The organism is Enterobacter sp. JS8-1 (genome assembly GCF_049187015.1).
In the GTDB taxonomy this organism is placed as follows: Bacteria; Pseudomonadota; Gammaproteobacteria; order Enterobacterales; family Enterobacteriaceae; genus Enterobacter; species Enterobacter mori.
In genome coordinates, this window is record NZ_CP185805.1 from 3597862 (window position 1) to 3613174 (window position 15313).

19 protein-coding genes and 1 other annotated feature are annotated in these 15313 nt (G+C 52.9%); of the genes, 9 read left to right on the forward strand and 10 right to left on the reverse strand.

The annotated features are described in order from the left end of the window. The first annotated feature begins 36 nt into the window (after positions 1-36). The 4 genes from bamD (at position 37) to pheA (ending at position 2806) form a co-directional block, all read left to right on the forward strand. Entirely contained in the window at positions 37-774 is a 738-nt protein-coding gene (gene bamD / locus ACOQH0_RS17015; RefSeq protein ID WP_010434129.1) for an outer membrane protein assembly factor BamD, read from the forward strand. Between the two features lie 270 nt (positions 775-1044). Next, complete coding sequence (raiA, locus tag ACOQH0_RS17020; protein WP_008502470.1) at positions 1045-1386, forward strand: ribosome-associated translation inhibitor RaiA; 342 nt, start codon at positions 1045-1047, stop codon at positions 1384-1386. 103 nt (positions 1387-1489) lie between these two features. Then, positions 1490-1615 (forward strand) — a sequence feature (Phe leader region). Beyond that, positions 1491-1538, forward strand: coding sequence for a pheA operon leader peptide PheL (pheL, locus tag ACOQH0_RS17025; protein WP_100249759.1), 48 nt, complete (start codon positions 1491-1493; stop codon positions 1536-1538). It overlaps the preceding feature by 48 nt. A 30-nt stretch (positions 1616-1645) precedes the next feature. Then, entirely contained in the window at positions 1646-2806 is a 1161-nt protein-coding gene (pheA, locus tag ACOQH0_RS17030; protein ID WP_010434130.1) for a bifunctional chorismate mutase/prephenate dehydratase, read from the forward strand. On the opposite strand, the gene ACOQH0_RS17035 is transcribed toward pheA, so the two are convergent. From ACOQH0_RS17035 to aroF, 3 genes are read right to left on the reverse strand one after another with little or no spacing between them, the layout of a single operon-like run. Continuing rightward, entirely contained in the window at positions 2803-3675 is an 873-nt protein-coding gene (locus tag ACOQH0_RS17035) for an SMP-30/gluconolactonase/LRE family protein (RefSeq protein WP_010434131.1), read from the reverse strand. The genes pheA and ACOQH0_RS17035 overlap by 4 nt on opposite strands. A 60-nt stretch (positions 3676-3735) precedes the next feature. Then, entirely contained in the window at positions 3736-4857 is a 1122-nt protein-coding gene (tyrA, locus tag ACOQH0_RS17040) for a bifunctional chorismate mutase/prephenate dehydrogenase (protein ID WP_120159269.1), read from the reverse strand. Between the two features lie 10 nt (positions 4858-4867). Beyond that, a complete protein-coding gene (gene aroF / locus ACOQH0_RS17045; RefSeq protein ID WP_010434135.1) occupies positions 4868-5938 on the reverse strand; it encodes a 3-deoxy-7-phosphoheptulonate synthase AroF in 1071 nt (356 codons plus the stop codon). A gap of 213 nt (positions 5939-6151) precedes the next feature. On the opposite strand from aroF, the gene ACOQH0_RS17050 reads away from it, so the two are divergent. From ACOQH0_RS17050 to ACOQH0_RS17065, 4 genes are all read left to right on the forward strand, one after another. Further along, the gene (locus tag ACOQH0_RS17050) at positions 6152-6526 is read left to right on the forward strand and encodes a DUF2799 domain-containing protein (RefSeq protein WP_089600696.1); all 375 of its coding nucleotides are present in this window, start codon (positions 6152-6154) and stop codon (positions 6524-6526) included. Between the two features lie 153 nt (positions 6527-6679). After that, entirely contained in the window at positions 6680-7216 is a 537-nt protein-coding gene (locus ACOQH0_RS17055) for a YfiR family protein (RefSeq protein WP_172411144.1), read from the forward strand. Further along, the gene (dgcN, locus tag ACOQH0_RS17060) at positions 7209-8429 is read left to right on the forward strand and encodes a diguanylate cyclase DgcN (RefSeq protein ID WP_411778371.1); all 1221 of its coding nucleotides are present in this window, start codon (positions 7209-7211) and stop codon (positions 8427-8429) included. Before ACOQH0_RS17055 ends, dgcN begins: the two co-directional genes overlap by 8 nt. Positions 8430-8442: 13 nt before the next feature. Further along, positions 8443-8925: an OmpA family protein gene (locus ACOQH0_RS17065; protein WP_421510861.1), complete on the forward strand. Its 483-nt coding sequence runs from the start codon at positions 8443-8445 to the stop codon at positions 8923-8925. Positions 8926-8927: 2 nt separating this feature from the next. Here ACOQH0_RS17065 and ACOQH0_RS17070 read toward each other — a convergent pair whose 3' ends face one another. From ACOQH0_RS17070 to ffh, 7 genes are all read right to left on the reverse strand, one after another. Further along, a complete protein-coding gene (locus ACOQH0_RS17070; RefSeq protein WP_421510862.1) occupies positions 8928-10298 on the reverse strand; it encodes a PepSY-associated TM helix domain-containing protein in 1371 nt (456 codons plus the stop codon). Between the two features lie 38 nt (positions 10299-10336). Further along, a complete protein-coding gene (locus tag ACOQH0_RS17075; RefSeq protein WP_421510863.1) occupies positions 10337-10741 on the reverse strand; it encodes a DUF2946 domain-containing protein in 405 nt (134 codons plus the stop codon). Between the two features lie 131 nt (positions 10742-10872). Next, positions 10873-11220: a 50S ribosomal protein L19 gene (gene rplS / locus ACOQH0_RS17080; protein WP_002914145.1), complete on the reverse strand. Its 348-nt coding sequence runs from the start codon at positions 11218-11220 to the stop codon at positions 10873-10875. A gap of 43 nt (positions 11221-11263) precedes the next feature. After that, entirely contained in the window at positions 11264-12031 is a 768-nt protein-coding gene (gene trmD, locus ACOQH0_RS17085; RefSeq protein ID WP_010434154.1) for a tRNA (guanosine(37)-N1)-methyltransferase TrmD, read from the reverse strand. A gap of 31 nt (positions 12032-12062) precedes the next feature. Next, entirely contained in the window at positions 12063-12602 is a 540-nt protein-coding gene (gene rimM, locus ACOQH0_RS17090; RefSeq protein WP_021241995.1) for a ribosome maturation factor RimM, read from the reverse strand. Positions 12603-12617: 15 nt separating this feature from the next. After that, on the reverse strand, positions 12618-12866 hold the full coding sequence (rpsP, locus tag ACOQH0_RS17095) for a 30S ribosomal protein S16 (RefSeq protein WP_003863133.1): 249 nt from the start codon (positions 12864-12866) through the stop codon (positions 12618-12620). Between the two features lie 116 nt (positions 12867-12982). Further along, positions 12983-14344 carry a signal recognition particle protein gene (ffh, locus tag ACOQH0_RS17100; protein WP_003863132.1) on the reverse strand — a complete coding sequence of 454 codons (1362 nt, stop codon included), beginning with the start codon at positions 14342-14344 and terminating at the stop codon, positions 12983-12985. 166 nt (positions 14345-14510) lie between these two features. Here ffh and ACOQH0_RS17105 point away from each other — a divergent pair, with 166 nt between their 5' ends. Further along, positions 14511-15302 carry a cytochrome C assembly family protein gene (locus ACOQH0_RS17105; protein WP_041951454.1) on the forward strand — a complete coding sequence of 264 codons (792 nt, stop codon included), beginning with the start codon at positions 14511-14513 and terminating at the stop codon, positions 15300-15302. Positions 15303-15313 lie beyond the last annotated feature (11 nt).

Below are 15313 nucleotides of genomic sequence, written 5' to 3' on the forward strand. Positions count from 1 at the left end.
TCTCCCGGACAAACATTTGAGGAAAGTCAAAACGTCATGACGCGCATGAAATATCTGGTGGCAGCGGCCACGTTGAGCCTGGCTTTGGTGGGCTGCTCCGGTTCAAATGAACAGGTCCCTGACAATCCGCCGAATGAAATCTATGCGACTGCACAACAAAAGTTGCAGGACGGTAACTGGAAACAGGCGATAACGCAACTGGAAGCGTTGGATAATCGCTATCCATTTGGTCCCTATTCACAGCAGGTACAGTTAGATCTTATCTACGCGTACTATAAAAATGCCGATCTTCCGCTGGCTCAGGCCACCATCGATCGCTTCATGCGTCTGAACCCAACTCATCCTAACATCGATTATGTCATGTATATGCGCGGACTGACCAACATGGCGTTGGATGACAGTGCACTGCAGGGCTTCTTCGGCGTGGATCGTTCTGACCGTGACCCGCAGCACGCACGTGATGCCTTCAATGACTTCTCCAAGCTGGTGCGCGGCTACCCGAACAGTCAGTACATTACCGATGCCACCAAGCGTCTGGTGTTCCTGAAAGATCGTCTGGCGAAATATGAATACTCCGTGGCTGAGTACTACACCCGCCGTGGCGCTTGGGTTGCTGTGGTTAACCGTGTTGAAGGTATGCTGCGTGACTACCCGGACACTCAGGCAACGCGCGATGGCCTGAAGCTGATGGAAAATGCCTATCGTCAGATGCAGATGACTTCGCAGGCTGAAAAGGTCGCGAAAATCATCGCCGCGAACAGCAGCAACACCTGACAGAAGCGTCAATGCAAATCGGCAGCCTCAGGGCTGCCGATTTTTTTATTCATTTCTGTCACCCGCTGAAGCGCTTTAGCCTCAACACATCCAGTCAACTATGGCCCCAATTTTTATCTTCGACAAGGTAAATCTCACCTCTTCCTGCCCTGCCTCACAAAAAAGATTCCCTGACAAAAAGTGACAAAATAACGTGATCTAAATCACACATTTTGACATTAGGTCGGGTATGCTGGAATCACCAAGACGGAAAGACAAGAGGTAAAATTTATGACAATGAACATTACCAGTAAACAAATGGAAATTACTCCGGCAATTCGCCAGCACGTCGCAGACCGTCTCGCCAAACTGGATAAATGGCAAACACATTTGATTAACCCACATATCATTCTGTCCAAGGAACCGCAGGGTTTCATCGCTGACGCAACTATCAATACTCCAAACGGCCATCTGGTCGCCAGCGCAAAACACGAGGATATGTACACCGCTATTAACGATTTGATCAACAAGCTGGAACGGCAGCTCAATAAAGTGCAACACAAAGGTGAAGCCCGTCGCGCCACAACATCGGTGAAAGACGCCAGCTTCGCGGAAGAAGTTGAAGAAGAGTAATCCTTTAAATTGAGTGTACCGCCAACGCGCCTTCGGGCGCGTTTTTTATTGACAGGGTGAAAACAGTACGGGTACTTTAACGGTATCAATTTCAGGATGACTTTATGAAACTTACGCCGTTCTTCTTCGCATTCTTTTTTACCTTCCCCTGACTGGGAGGCGTTTCGTCGTGTGATAAAGAATGCGAAGACGAACAACAAGGCCTCCCACAGCGGGAGGCCTTTTTTATTGATAACGATAAAACGAGACAGGCAACACTATGACACCGGAAAACCCGTTACTGGATCTGCGCGTAAAAATCAGCGCGCTGGACGAGAAATTACTGGCGCTGTTGGCCGAACGCCGCGCCCTCGCCGTCGAGGTGGGTAAAGCCAAGCTGGACTCTCACCGCCCCGTGCGCGATATCGACCGCGAGCGCGATTTACTGGAACGGTTGATTCAGCTCGGCAAAGCGCATCATCTTGATGCCCACTACATCACCCGTTTGTTCCAGCTCATCATCGAAGATTCCGTTCTGACCCAGCAAGCATTGCTCCAGCAGCATCTGAACAAAACCAACCCGCACTCTGCACGCGTCGCGTTCCTCGGTCCAAAAGGCTCCTACTCCCACCTGGCTGCGCGCCAGTACGCTGCCCGCCATTTCGAAGAGTTCATTGAGAGCGGCTGTGCGAAATTTGCTGATATTTTCAATCAGGTAGAAACCGGCCAGGCGGACTACGCCGTGGTGCCTATTGAGAACACCAGTTCCGGCGCCATTAATGATGTCTACGATCTGCTCCAGCACACCAGCCTGTCGCTGGTTGGCGAGCTGACAATCCCAATCGACCACTGCGTGCTGGTCTCCGGCTCAACCGACCTGAGTAAGATCGAAACGGTTTACAGCCATCCTCAACCGTTCCAACAGTGCAGCCAGTTCCTTAACCGCTATCCGAACTGGAAAATTGAGTACACTGAAAGCACCTCGGCGGCGATGGAAAAAGTGGCGCAGGCTAACTCTCCAACCGTCGCCGCGCTCGGCAGCGAAGCGGGTGGCGCGCTGTATGGCCTGCAGGTGCTTGAACGCAATCTGGCAAACCAGACGCAAAACATCACCCGTTTCGTGGTGCTGGCGCGTAAAGCGATTGATGTCTCGGATCAGGTTCCGGCAAAAACGACCCTGCTTATGGCTACCGGCCAGCAGGCAGGCGCACTGGTTGAAGCGCTGTTGGTACTGCGTAATCACAATCTGATCATGACAAAGCTGGAATCACGTCCGATCCACGGTAATCCGTGGGAAGAGATGTTCTACCTCGATATCCAGGCCAACCTGGAATCTGCATCCATGCAGAAAGCCCTGCGCGAACTCGGCGAAATCACGCGCTCCATGAAAGTGCTGGGCTGCTATCCGAGCGAGAACGTGGTCCCGGTTGACCCGGCTTAATGTTCAATAAATCGACTTTTCTTCATCCCTGCCACGCTGACGGGCAGGGTGAAGATGGCACCGGAGAGGGGGTATTTCGCCACCTCTTCCGCATCCATATTTTCCCGCGTGGTGGTAATAAACAGCGTTTTCATGTCATCACCGCCAAAACAGACCATCGTCGGGCAACGTACCGGCATGCGGTATTCTTCAAGTTGCTCCCCTTGCGGTGAAAAACGGGCAATACGCCAGCCGTCAAACAGCGCGCTCCAGTAGCAGCCTTCTTCATCCATAGCCGCACCGTCGGGTATGCCTTCCCCCTCGTTAAACCGGCGAAACGCCTCGCGCTTGCCGGGTTCGCCCTGCTCATCAAGCGGCGTACGGTAGATCACGCCGTTTGGCGTGTCTGAGGTAAACATCCACTGCTTGTCCGGACTAAACGCTAAGCCGTTATGCCCGTGAATATCACACTGGATCACTTTCGGCGTCAGGTCGTTATCGATACGCATCAGCATGGCACCGTTATAATCTCCCGGCCCCCAGAAGGTGCCTGCATAGAACCGTCCCAGATGGTCGGTACCCCCGTCGTTAAAACGAGCAAGCTGCGGGTTGGACGGGTTATCGCACACCTTGCGCCGGAGCAGACCGTGTTTATCGGTCAGCCAGATCCCCGTACGCATCGCCACAATAAACCCGCCACGCTCGCGCAGCGCGAAACAGCCCACCTCTTCGTGAAAAGAGAGCACGGTGTGTTCTGCCGTGGGCAGATGATAACGATGGATCTCCCCTTCCAGAATATCCGCCCAGTAGAGTGCATTCTCTTCCGCACTCCACGTCGGGCACTCTGGCAAATGTCCGGTGTAATTCAACAGCAGCTGCGGTTCAGCCATGACAGGTCCCCAAAATGAAAAAAGCCAGCAATGCTGGCTTTCAGTATATACATCATCGCATTACTGGCGACTGTCATTTGCCTGACGCAACAGCGTGCGGCTTTCGCTCTGGAAACGCGTGGCGTAATCGCCGAACCAGTGCTCTACCTTACGGAAGCTGTCGATAAACGCCTGCTTGTCTCCGTGCTCCAGCAGCGTAATAGCTTCGCCAAAGCGCTGATAGTAGCGCTTGATCAGCGCCAGGTTGTTTTCGGAGGACATAATAATGTCCGCGTAAAGCTGTGGATCCTGAGCAAACAGGCGCCCGACCATCGCCAGTTCCAGACGATAGATAGGTGAAGAGAGCGCCAGCAGTTGTTCAAGCTGCACGTTCTCTTCCGCCAGATGCAGACCATAGGCAAAGGTTGCAAAGTGGCGCAGCGCCTGAATGAAGGCCATGTTCTGGTCGTGCTCAACTGCGCTAATGCGGTGCAGTCGCGCCCCCCACACCTGAATTTGTTCCAGGAACCACTGGTATGCTTCCGGCTGACGCCCATCACAGTAGACGACTACCTGCTTCGCCAGACTGCCACTGTCCGGGCCAAACATCGGGTGCAGACCCAGTACCGGGCCCGTATGCGCAGCCAGCATCGCCTGCAGCGGACCATTTTTGACGGAAGCCAGATCCACCAGAATGCAATCATCCGGTAAAGGAGGAAGCTTCCCGATGATCTGCTCCGTCACGTGGATCGGGACGCTGACAATAACCATTCCGGCATCTTTCATGAGTTCCGGGGCATGCTCCCAGTCTTCTTTTTCCAGAATGCGTACCTGGTAGCCAGAAAGCGTCAGCATTTTTTCAAACAGACGGCCCATCTGACCGCCGCCGCCGACAATCACTACCGGGCGCAGCGAAGGACAAAGGGTTTTGAAGCCTTTGTCATTTTCACTGGAGTAAGATTCGCGCATCACGCGGCGCAGGACATCTTCAATTAAATCCGGAGAAACGCCCAGCGCCTGAGCCTCTTTACGGCGGGAGGCGAGCATAGAGGCTTCGCGTTCCGGGACGTAAATCGGCAGGCCGTATTTGCTTTTGACCTCACCGACTTCAGCAACCAGCGCCATGCGGCGCGCCAGCAGGTCCAGCAGCGCCTTATCCACTTCATCAATTTGATCGCGTAATGCGGTCAATTCAGCAACCATAACTACCCTCTTAAGCCAGACGCGTCGCCAGCTGGCCGTTCAAATCTTTGTGGATCTCACGCAGCAGCGCATCGGTGGTTTCCCAGCTGATGCAGGCATCCGTAACGGAGACGCCATGCTTCATTGCGCTACGCGGTTGTTCCGATGACTGATTGCCTTCATGAATGTTGCTCTCAATCATCAGGCCGATAATGGAACGGTTGCCATCTTTAATCTGTGCGATCACCGATTCCGCAACCGCAGGCTGGCGACGGTAATCTTTATTCGAATTACCATGACTGCAATCTACCATCAGCGCCGGGCGCAGTCCTGCCTGTTCCATCTCTTTTTCACACTGCGCGACATCAGCCGGGCTGTAGTTTGGTGCTTTACCGCCGCGCAGGATCACATGGCCATCGGGGTTGCCCTGCGTTTGCAGCAGGCACACCTGGCCCGCCTGGTTGATACCGACAAAACGGTGCGGCATTGCGGCAGCGCGCATCGCGTTAATCGCCGTCGCCAGACTGCCATCGGTACCGTTTTTAAAACCGACCGGCATCGACAGGCCAGACGCCATCTCGCGGTGGGTTTGTGATTCCGTGGTACGCGCACCAATCGCAGACCAGCTGAAGAGATCGCCCAGGTACTGCGGGCTGTTCGGATCCAGCGCTTCGGTAGCCAGCGGCAGCCCCATGCTCACCAGTTCCACCAGCAGGCGACGCGCAATTTTCAGTCCTGCTTCCACATCAAACGAGCCATCCATGTGCGGATCGTTAATCAACCCTTTCCAGCCCACGGTAGTACGTGGCTTCTCAAAATAGACGCGCATCACGAGATAGAGGCTATCGCTGACCTCCTCCGCTAATGCTTTAAATCGACGAGCGTACTCAATGGCGGTTTCAGGATCGTGAATGGAGCAAGGACCGCAAACCACCAGCAGGCGCGGGTCGCGGCCAGCGATGATGTCAGAAATGGTCTGGCGCGAGTGCTCGATTTGAGCTTCCTGCGCAATGCTCAGCGGAAATTCCGCTTTAAGCTGATCCGGAGTGATTAAAACCTGTTCGTCAGTGATATGTACGTTATTCAGCGCGTCTTTTTGCATGATGGCGATCCTGTCAAGCTCGTTTGCGATAGTTGTTTTCCTCAAAGAGGTGAAACCACCATACCATAAAAAGTAAACATTTCAATCCAAAATACGTACACATTAGTTTACACAAGCCAATTTATTGCAAAAATCAGCCGATAAAAACGTAAACTTTAAATTACAGACGGACTTTCATTAGCCAGGCTATGCTGAAGAAAAAGGAGAATGGCTATGCGTTCAATTGCTCTCACGCTGTTGTCTCTGTTCTTATCAGGTTGCCAGATCAATCCTTACACCTTCCAGCCTGACTGGACCAGCCCGAGTTGGTTTGATGCAGGTAAAGAAGACGCCATGAATGGCCTGCCGGTTAAAGATAATCAAACCCTGGCCGATAGTTTTAACGACCCCCATGTCGATCGGAGTGAATATCTCCGGGGTTATACTGACGGTCAGAAGAAAGTGTGTGAAGAGGGTTTTATTCACGCATGGGGATTAGCAGGTAAATCTTTTCCTGCCAGTTGTGATACTGCCGAAAATGCAGCAAAGCTGCATGAGTCATGGCAAAAAGGGATGGATGAAAGTATGAGTACCAGCAGACTTAATTGAGTCTGGCTTTTAATGTCCAAATATAAGCAATTGTAGGATTTAGCTTAAGTCTGGCCTGCGATTTTTCTGACATAATGACGGCGTTGATAAACAATGGTATTCTGCCAACAACTCTTAAGGACAACTATTTCCAGAGCAGTGTGGCGGAATCTGGTGAGAAATTTATTCTTGATCTCTTTGTTCCGATTCACTCTGGTGATAATGCTGTTCTTTACGGCAGGTTCAGCGACGGCAGCTCCGTTCACAGATACCGATAAATCGGTACGTTCGATTGTTTCCGGTATTGTGAGCTATACCCGATGGCCTTCACTCTCAGGGCAGCCTAAGCTCTGTATTTATGCTTCATCTCACTATACGCAAGTACTCAGCAGTGAAGATGCGCAAAGCCAGTTACCTTATACTCCTGTCATTGTACGTAACGATCAGGAAGCACTCTCCGCGACGTGCGATGCTATTTATTTCGGGGCTGAATCGCCTGCAAAACAACTTGAATTAATTAGTCAATATCAGGGCCGAGCGTTGCTATTAATCTCAGAGCAAAATCCTGAATGTGTTATTGGCAGTGCATTTTGCCTGATAACAGAACAGAACCAGGTCAGATTTTCCGTCAATCTGGATGCATTGACGCGCAGTGGCGTGCGCGTCAATCCAGATGTATTAATGCTTGCACGGAATAAAAAGCATGAATAAGGATTTCGCCTCTACTCCGCGTCCGACGTTTAAAAGAACGTTGCGCCGGATCAGCATGATAAGCGTCATCATTACAATGACATTTATATGGTTATTGCTGTGCTTCGCTTCCGTGGTGACATTAAAGCAATACGCGCAAAAGAATCTCGAACTCACCGGCTCAACCATGAGTCACAGCCTTGAAGCCTCATTGGTTTTCAATGATTCACTCGCTGCCAATGAAACACTTGCAGCCCTTGGGAAACAAGGGCAATTTGCCGTGGCGGAAGTTCTCAATGCCCACCAAAAACGTTTCGCTTACTGGTCATGGGATCCGGAAGATAACACCGACACCCTGGGTGCGCTGGTCAGTCGCTGGCTGTTTCCTGTCCCTGTTGCACAACCGATCGTGCATAACGGCACGGTGATTGGCGAAATTCGACTTACCGCACGAGACAGCCTTATCAGCCACTTTATCTGGCTGTCGTTTGCTGTCCTGACCGGCTGCATTCTGTTAGCTTCTGCCGTTGCGCTCACCATTACACGTTCCCTGCATCACGGCATGGTTACGGAGATGCAGAATATTACCGACGTCGTCCATGACGTGCGCGCCAACCGTAATTTCTCCCGTCGGGTGACGGAAGGCCGTATTGAAGAATTCCACCAGTTTGGCGAAGACTTCAACAGCCTGCTGGATGAGATGGAAGAGTGGCAGCTAAAGCTCCAGGCCAGGAATGCCCAGTTACTCCGTACTGCCATGCACGACCCCTTAACCGGGCTGGCTAACCGCGCTGCGTTTCGTAATAGCATTGCGGCACTGATGAACGATTCATCGGCAAAGGCAAACTCGGCCCTGCTTTTCCTCGATGGGGATAACTTCAAGTTTATCAACGATACCTGGGGACATGCGGCAGGTGACGGCGTGCTGATAGAAGTCGCCAGCAGGATGGTTGAGTTTGGTGATAAACGTCATCAGTCATACCGCCTCGGCGGCGACGAGTTCGCTATGGTGCTGTACGGCGTCCATTCTGAGCGTGAAGTTCAACATCTTTGTGCTGCGCTTTCTCAGCAGTTTATCCGTCCGTTTGATCTGCATAACGGGCAAACTGCATCATTGTCACTCAGCATTGGCTTCGCTCTGGCGTGGGAAAATGCCTCCGTGGAAGCATTACTGGAGCAAGCCGACCGCAATATGTACCTGGTCAAGAATCAGCGTACAAAAACAATAACTTAGAAAGGAATGTACTATGTTAAAGCGATATATCGCGCCCTTGTTACTCGGATCGCTGGCCCTGGCAAGCTGCCAGACACCGCCAGGTAAATTTACACCAGAACAAGTTGCGGCGATGAAGTCTTACGGCTTTAACGAACTGAATGGCGACTGGTCCCTGGGGCTGTCGGATAGAATCTTATTTGATAAAAATGATGCAAGACTGCGCCCGGAGAGCGAAACACAGATCCAGACCATGGCCTCGCGTCTGGCGGCAACCGGCCTGAACCACGCCCGGATGGACGGCCACACGGATAATTATGGTGAGGATAGCTATAACGAAGCGCTCTCGTTAAAACGTGCCAATGCCGTTGCAGACACCTGGGCAAAGGGTGCGAATATCCCACGCAGTAACCTCACCACGCGGGGATTAGGCAAAAAATATCCCGTTGCCAGCAACAGCACCTCGCAAGGGCGCGCTGAAAACCGCCGGGTCGCGGTAGTCATCAGCACGCCATAAGGTTATTTAACGGAGGAGCCGGCGAGCGACACGCCTGACGCCGCTCGCCAGCGTAGCCAGTCGACAAAGATAAACAAGGCCAGACTAACGCCCATCACCGGCAACGCCAGTCCCAGCAGAGCACTAACCACTATCGTGACCACCCTCCCCCAGAATGACAGCGCCAGCCAGCTCTGACAAAGCGTCTGCACCGGGTTCGCAGCTGACCTCGCCGGACGACGCATCCACCACATTCGGTATCCCCAGATAATGAGCACGCAAAGGGCGAGTCCGAACGCAACGAGCAGCAGCTGATTCACCAGCCCGAATAAGATCCCCATATGGAAATCCACGCCCCAGCGGGTCAGTTTTGCCATTAACGGGAAATCTTCAAAGCGGGTTCTGTCCATGACCTGCATCGTATTGGGATCAACCGCAACGGCATCAACCTGCGTTGGCCAGCTGCGATCGATTTCCGTTACCGTCCAGGCTCGATCGGATGTACTGGCGGGGCGGATCTCAAGCTTGTTAGCATCAATTCCTGCCTTTCGCGCAGCACTCAGCACCCCATCAAACTGCGTCAGATCCATCGCCATCTCCGGCACGATCATTCCCCCATGATGGCCGCGATGTTCGGCGTGTTCGTCCATGACCATGGGCGTACCGAAGAGCATTGTATTGACCTGCGGCGTCAGCCAGTTCATCTCAGCACGCAGCTTATCAACGTTCCCCCCCGCCCACTGGGACCAGGTCAGGCCGGTTGCTGAGAATAACAACATTCCGCCCAGCAGCGTCCAGCCTAACGCCACATGCACTCGACGTCGGTTCTGAAAGGGGTTGTTAATGCGCCGTTTGGGTCGGGTATAAAACCACAGCGCAATGCCGCCGAGCGCAGCGACCCACATCCACGAGGCCGCCAGCTCGCTGTAGAGCCGCCCAACATCGCCCAGCATCAACGACGTATGCAGGTAATCAATGGTCTGACGCAGCGGTAAAATCCCGCTGGTGCCGTATACCGTCATATCCCCCAGCACCGCCAGGCTAATCGGATCGACAAAGATAGCCCGATGTTCCGACGGACCAAGCGACGGGTCAGCAAACATCACGCGGGTGGTTTCACCTTCAGCCAGCCCCGGACGGACGGCGTGCAAACGCAGATCTGTTCCAATGGTTTTTTCCGCCACGGCAATTTGTTCCGCCAGCGGCTGCAACTCGCCCACGGAATTCGTGTGGAGCGCGTGCCGGTAGAGCGCATTCTCCAGCTGCGGGGTTGCCACATACAGCGTACCGGTCAGCGCGGCGAAGAAGATAAACGGGCCGACAAACAGCCCGACGTAGAAATGAAGGCGACGCAGCAGGTTTCCCCATGCCGCGCGCGGAGTGCAGGTAGTCATACTTTTCCTTTTTAAGGCAGTAAGTTATCGATTTATTTTTAAAGGGAAAAAGCAGACTGCCGCGGCGGCGCGCGGGTATCAGGGTAAAGCCAGGGGAAAAAGTGCCAGTGGCTGACCGCCTGGCGCGGCGGCTTAACGCGCAGCCTTTGCAGCACCGCGCTTAGCAGGACGATCAGCGCCAGCATCACGCCAGGTACATGCGCTAATAGCACGCAGTAGCCGCAGGCCTCCGCATGGTCAACAGGTATGGAATGCTGCATATCGCCGTGATGGTCATCCACCGACATCATGCTCATATCATGATGCATGCCCGGCATGGAGCTCATGGGATCTTTTTGCAGCGAGACAGAGATAAGCGGCGCGACCACGATCAGCAGGATCGCAAACAGCGCGGCCAATGCCGCTGCGCGTTTCCCATTATGCTGATGCAGTACGTTATCCACTTACCCTCCGGTGAAGAGGCAAGCATTGTAAATGATTTATGTCGAAAGAGTTAATGCGTGAGATGCGATTACAAAAAAAAGGGCCAGCCTTTCGGCCAGCCCTTTCTAACAGGATGTCGCTTAAGCGAATCTTAGTTCAGACGCTCTTTAATACGAGCAGACTTACCAGTACGCTCACGCAGGTAGTACAGTTTAGCTTTACGTACAGCACCACGACGTTTAACAGCAATGCTGTCAACTACCGGAGAGTGAGTCTGGAAGACACGCTCAACGCCTTCGCCGTTGGAAATTTTACGAACAGTGAATGCAGAGTGCAGACCGCGGTTACGAATAGCGATAACCACGCCCTCGAATGCCTGCAGACGTTTTTTGGAACCTTCAACAACCCATACTTTCACTTCCACGGTGTCACCTGGACGGAAGGAAGGTACGTCCTGCTTCATCTGCTCTTGTTCAAGTTGCTTAATAATGTTGCTCATAATTTAATCTCTTATCCTGGGTAAACTGATATTCGGGAGCGTATTACGCATTCCCATCATGTTCATGCTGCTGGTGCGCGTGTTCAGTTTTGAACTCGGCCAGCAGCTTTGCTTGCTCTTCAGTCAGAGCCAGGTTTTCCAGAAGTTCAGGTCTTCTAAGCCAGGTTCGGCCCAGCGACTGCTTCAAACGCCAGCGACGTATCTCGGCATGGTTTCCAGACAGTAACACTGCCGGGACGTCCATCCCTTCTAACACTTCAGGACGAGTATAGTGTGGACAGTCCAGCAATCCATCGGCAAAGGAATCTTCCGTTGCCGAAGCTTCATGGCCCAGTACCCCCGGAATAAACCGGGCGACGGAGTCAATCAGCGTCATTGCGGGTAACTCACCACCGCTGAGAACGTAATCGCCGATAGACCATTCTTCGTCAATCTCGGTTTGAATTACGCGCTCATCTATCCCTTCGTAGCGACCACAGACCAGAATCAGCTTTTGATTCGTCGCCAGTTCGCTCACGCCCGCTTGATCAAGCTTGCGTCCCTGAGGTGACAGATAAATCACCTTTGCGCCTTCACCTGCCGCGGCTTTTGCTGTGTGAATGGCGTCCCGTAAGGGTTGCACCATCATTAACATCCCCGGTCCGCCGCCGTAAGGACGATCGTCCACGGTACGGTGCCGGTCATGAGTGAAGTCACGAGGACTCCAGCTCTGGATGCTCAGCAGGCCATTCTTTACTGCCCGGCCAGTTACCCCGTAATCGGTAATCGCGCGGAACATTTCAGGAAACAGGCTAATTATGCCAATCCACATAGCGCCGTCTTTTACCGTTTATCCGGAGAATTTAAAAACCAGGATCCCAATCTACTTCAATGGTTTGAGTAGTGAGATCGACTTTCTTGATAACCTGTCCATCGAGGAACGGAACCAACCGCTCCTTGATGCCAAATGCATCTTTCAGGTTTGCCTTAATGACGAGAACGTCATTTGACCCGGTTTCCATCATATCGATGACTTTCCCCAGGCTGTAGCCTTCGGTAGTGACTACCTGGCAACCCATAAGGTCTTTCCAGTAGTAGTCACCCTCTTCCAGCTGTGGCAACTGCGACGAATCCACGACAATTTCACAATTAGTCAGGGCATTCGCGGCATCACGATCGTCAACGCCTTTCAGCTTGATGATGATGTCCTGATTGTGGTGACGCCAGCTTTCCAGCTCGACCTCTTCCCACTTACCGCCTTTCTGGATAAACCAAGGCTGGTAATTAAAAATGCTATCAGCGTCTTCAGTGGAGGAAAACACTCTGAGCCAACCACGGATACCGTAGCAAGAACCCATTTTTCCCAATACGATCGGTTCAACAGGTGCTTTATTGCTCATCATGACCACCGTGACAGATTAAGCTGCTTTGTTTGCTGCTTTGATCAGCGTAGCAACGCGATCGGAAACAGTAGCGCCCTGGCCAACCCAGTGAGCGATACGATCCAGATCCAGACGAGTTTCTTCTTCTGCGCCAGCGGCCAGTGGGTTGAAGAAACCAACGCGCTCGATGAAGCGACCGTTGCGTGCATTACGGCTGTCAGTCACAACAACCTGGTAGAACGGACGCTTTTTAGCGCCGTGACGAGCTAAACGAATAGTAACCATAACATCCTCTTGTGTGAATAAAACAACCGGGCCCCATCGAGGAACGGAGCCCGGGTGTCATATTAAAAGCCCGAAAATTTTACTCATTTTCGGGCAAAAAGCAATCTCAAAAGCGATTAACGCCCTGGAAAACCGGGTGGCATCATGCCTTTCATGCCGCGCATCATCTTCGCCATGCCGCCTTTCTTCATTTTCTTCATCATGCGCTGCATGTCGTCGAACTGTTTCAGAAGGCGGTTTACGTCCTGCACCTGCATGCCGCAACCGGCCGCGATACGGCGTTTACGGGAACCTTTGATGATTTCTGGCTTCGCACGCTCTTTCAGCGTCATCGAGTTGATGATCGCCTCCATACGCACCAGCACTTTGTCATCCATCTGGGATTTTACGTTGTCAGGGATCTGGCCCATGCCCGGCAGTTTGCCCATCAGGCTGGCCATGCCGCCCATGTTTTTCATCTGACGCAGCTGCTCAAGGAAGTCGGTGAGATCGAAACCGTCACCTTTTTTCAGCTTGCTGGCCAGCTTCTCGGCCTGCGCGCGGTCAACCTTGCTCTCGATATCTTCGATCAGCGACAGCACGTCGCCCATGCCGAGAATTCGGGAAGCAATGCGGTCCGGATGGAACGGCTCCAGCGCTTCGGTTTTCTCACCGACGCCGAGGAACTTGATTGGCTTACCAGTGATATGACGAATGGAGAGCGCCGCACCGCCGCGGGCGTCGCCGTCCACTTTGGTCAGCACCACGCCGGTTAACGGCAGCGCTTCGTTAAACGCTTTCGCGGTATTCGCCGCATCCTGACCGGTCATGGCGTCAACAACAAACAGGGTCTCTACCGGGTTGATAGAGGCATGCACCTGCTTGATCTCGTCCATCATCGCTTCGTCGACGTGCAGACGACCGGCGGTATCCACCAGCAGCACGTCGTAGAATTTCAGCTTCGCTTCTTTCAGCGCCGCGTTAACGATGTCGACAGGCTTCTGCGCCACGTCTGACGGGAAGAAATCCACGCCAACCTGCTCTGCCAGCGTTTCCAGCTGTTTGATCGCCGCCGGGCGATAGACGTCTGCAGACACCACCAGCACTTTTTTCTTGTGCTTTTCGCGCAGGAATTTACCCAGCTTACCAACGCTGGTCGTTTTACCCGCACCCTGCAGGCCCGCCATCAGCACCACGGCCGGAGGCTGAGCGGCCAGGTTAAGCACCTGATTCTCTTCGCCCATCGCCGAAACCAGCTCGTTACGTACGATTTTGACGAACTCCTGACCCGGAGTCAGGCTCTTGTTAACTTCATGTCCAACCGCTTTTTCTTTTACGCGGTTGATAAAATCACGCACGACCGGTAACGCAACGTCTGCTTCGAGCAGCGCCATGCGCACTTCGCGCAGCGTTTCCTTGATATTCTCTTCGGTGAGGCGTCCGCGGCCGCTGATGTTGCGCAGCGTGCGCGACAAACGATCGGTTAAATTATCAAACATTGTCTCTCGCCTGGGGTAGAAACGTTGGGTCGCGTAAGCGACACATACACAGAATTTTGCCGGAGTATAACATGAAGGCAGCTTTGTTGTTATGCAACGGTTGGAGCACGCGTCACGTAACGTTATACTGCTTATCTTTCTTATTAAGACAACTGTCGACGCCTATATGCCTGTTTTCGCACTGATCGCCCTTGTTGCCTACTCTGTCAGCCTCGCGCTGATCATTCCCGGCCTGCTGCAAAAAAACAGCGGCTGGCGGCGCATGGCTGTTCTTTCGGCGGTAATAGCACTGATAAGCCATGCTTTTGCACTGGAATCTCGCATTATTCCTGGCGACGGCAGCGTGCAAAACCTGAGCGTATTGAATGTCGGCTCACTGGTCAGCCTGATGATTTGTACGGTGATGACCATTGTTGCGTCCAAAAACCGCGGCTGGCTTCTGCTGCCGATTGTTTATGCCTTCGCGCTGATCAATCTGGCATTGGCCACGTTTATGCCCAATGAGTTCATTACCCATCTGGAAGCGACGCCGGGGATGCTGGTGCATATCGGCCTGTCGCTGTTTGCCTACGCGACGCTGATTATTGCGGCGCTTTACGCCATGCAGCTCGCCTGGATTGATTACCAGTTGAAGAACAAAAAGCTGGCCTTCAATCACGAAATGCCGCCGCTGATGGTCATTGAGCGTAAGATGTTCCACATCACCCAGGTCGGCGTGGTGCTGCTGACGCTCACGCTCTGCACCGGTCTGTTTTACATGAAGAACCTGTTCAGCGTGGAGAATATCGATAAAGCGGTGCTCTCCATCATCGCGTGGTTTGTCTATATTGTCCTGTTGTGGGGCCATTATCACGAAGGCTGGCGCGGTCGTCGCGTAGTCTGGTTCAACGTCGCGGGCGCGGGTATTCTTACCCTTGCCTATTTTGGAAGTCGCTTCATACAGCAATTTGCTGGCTAAGTAACAAAGGA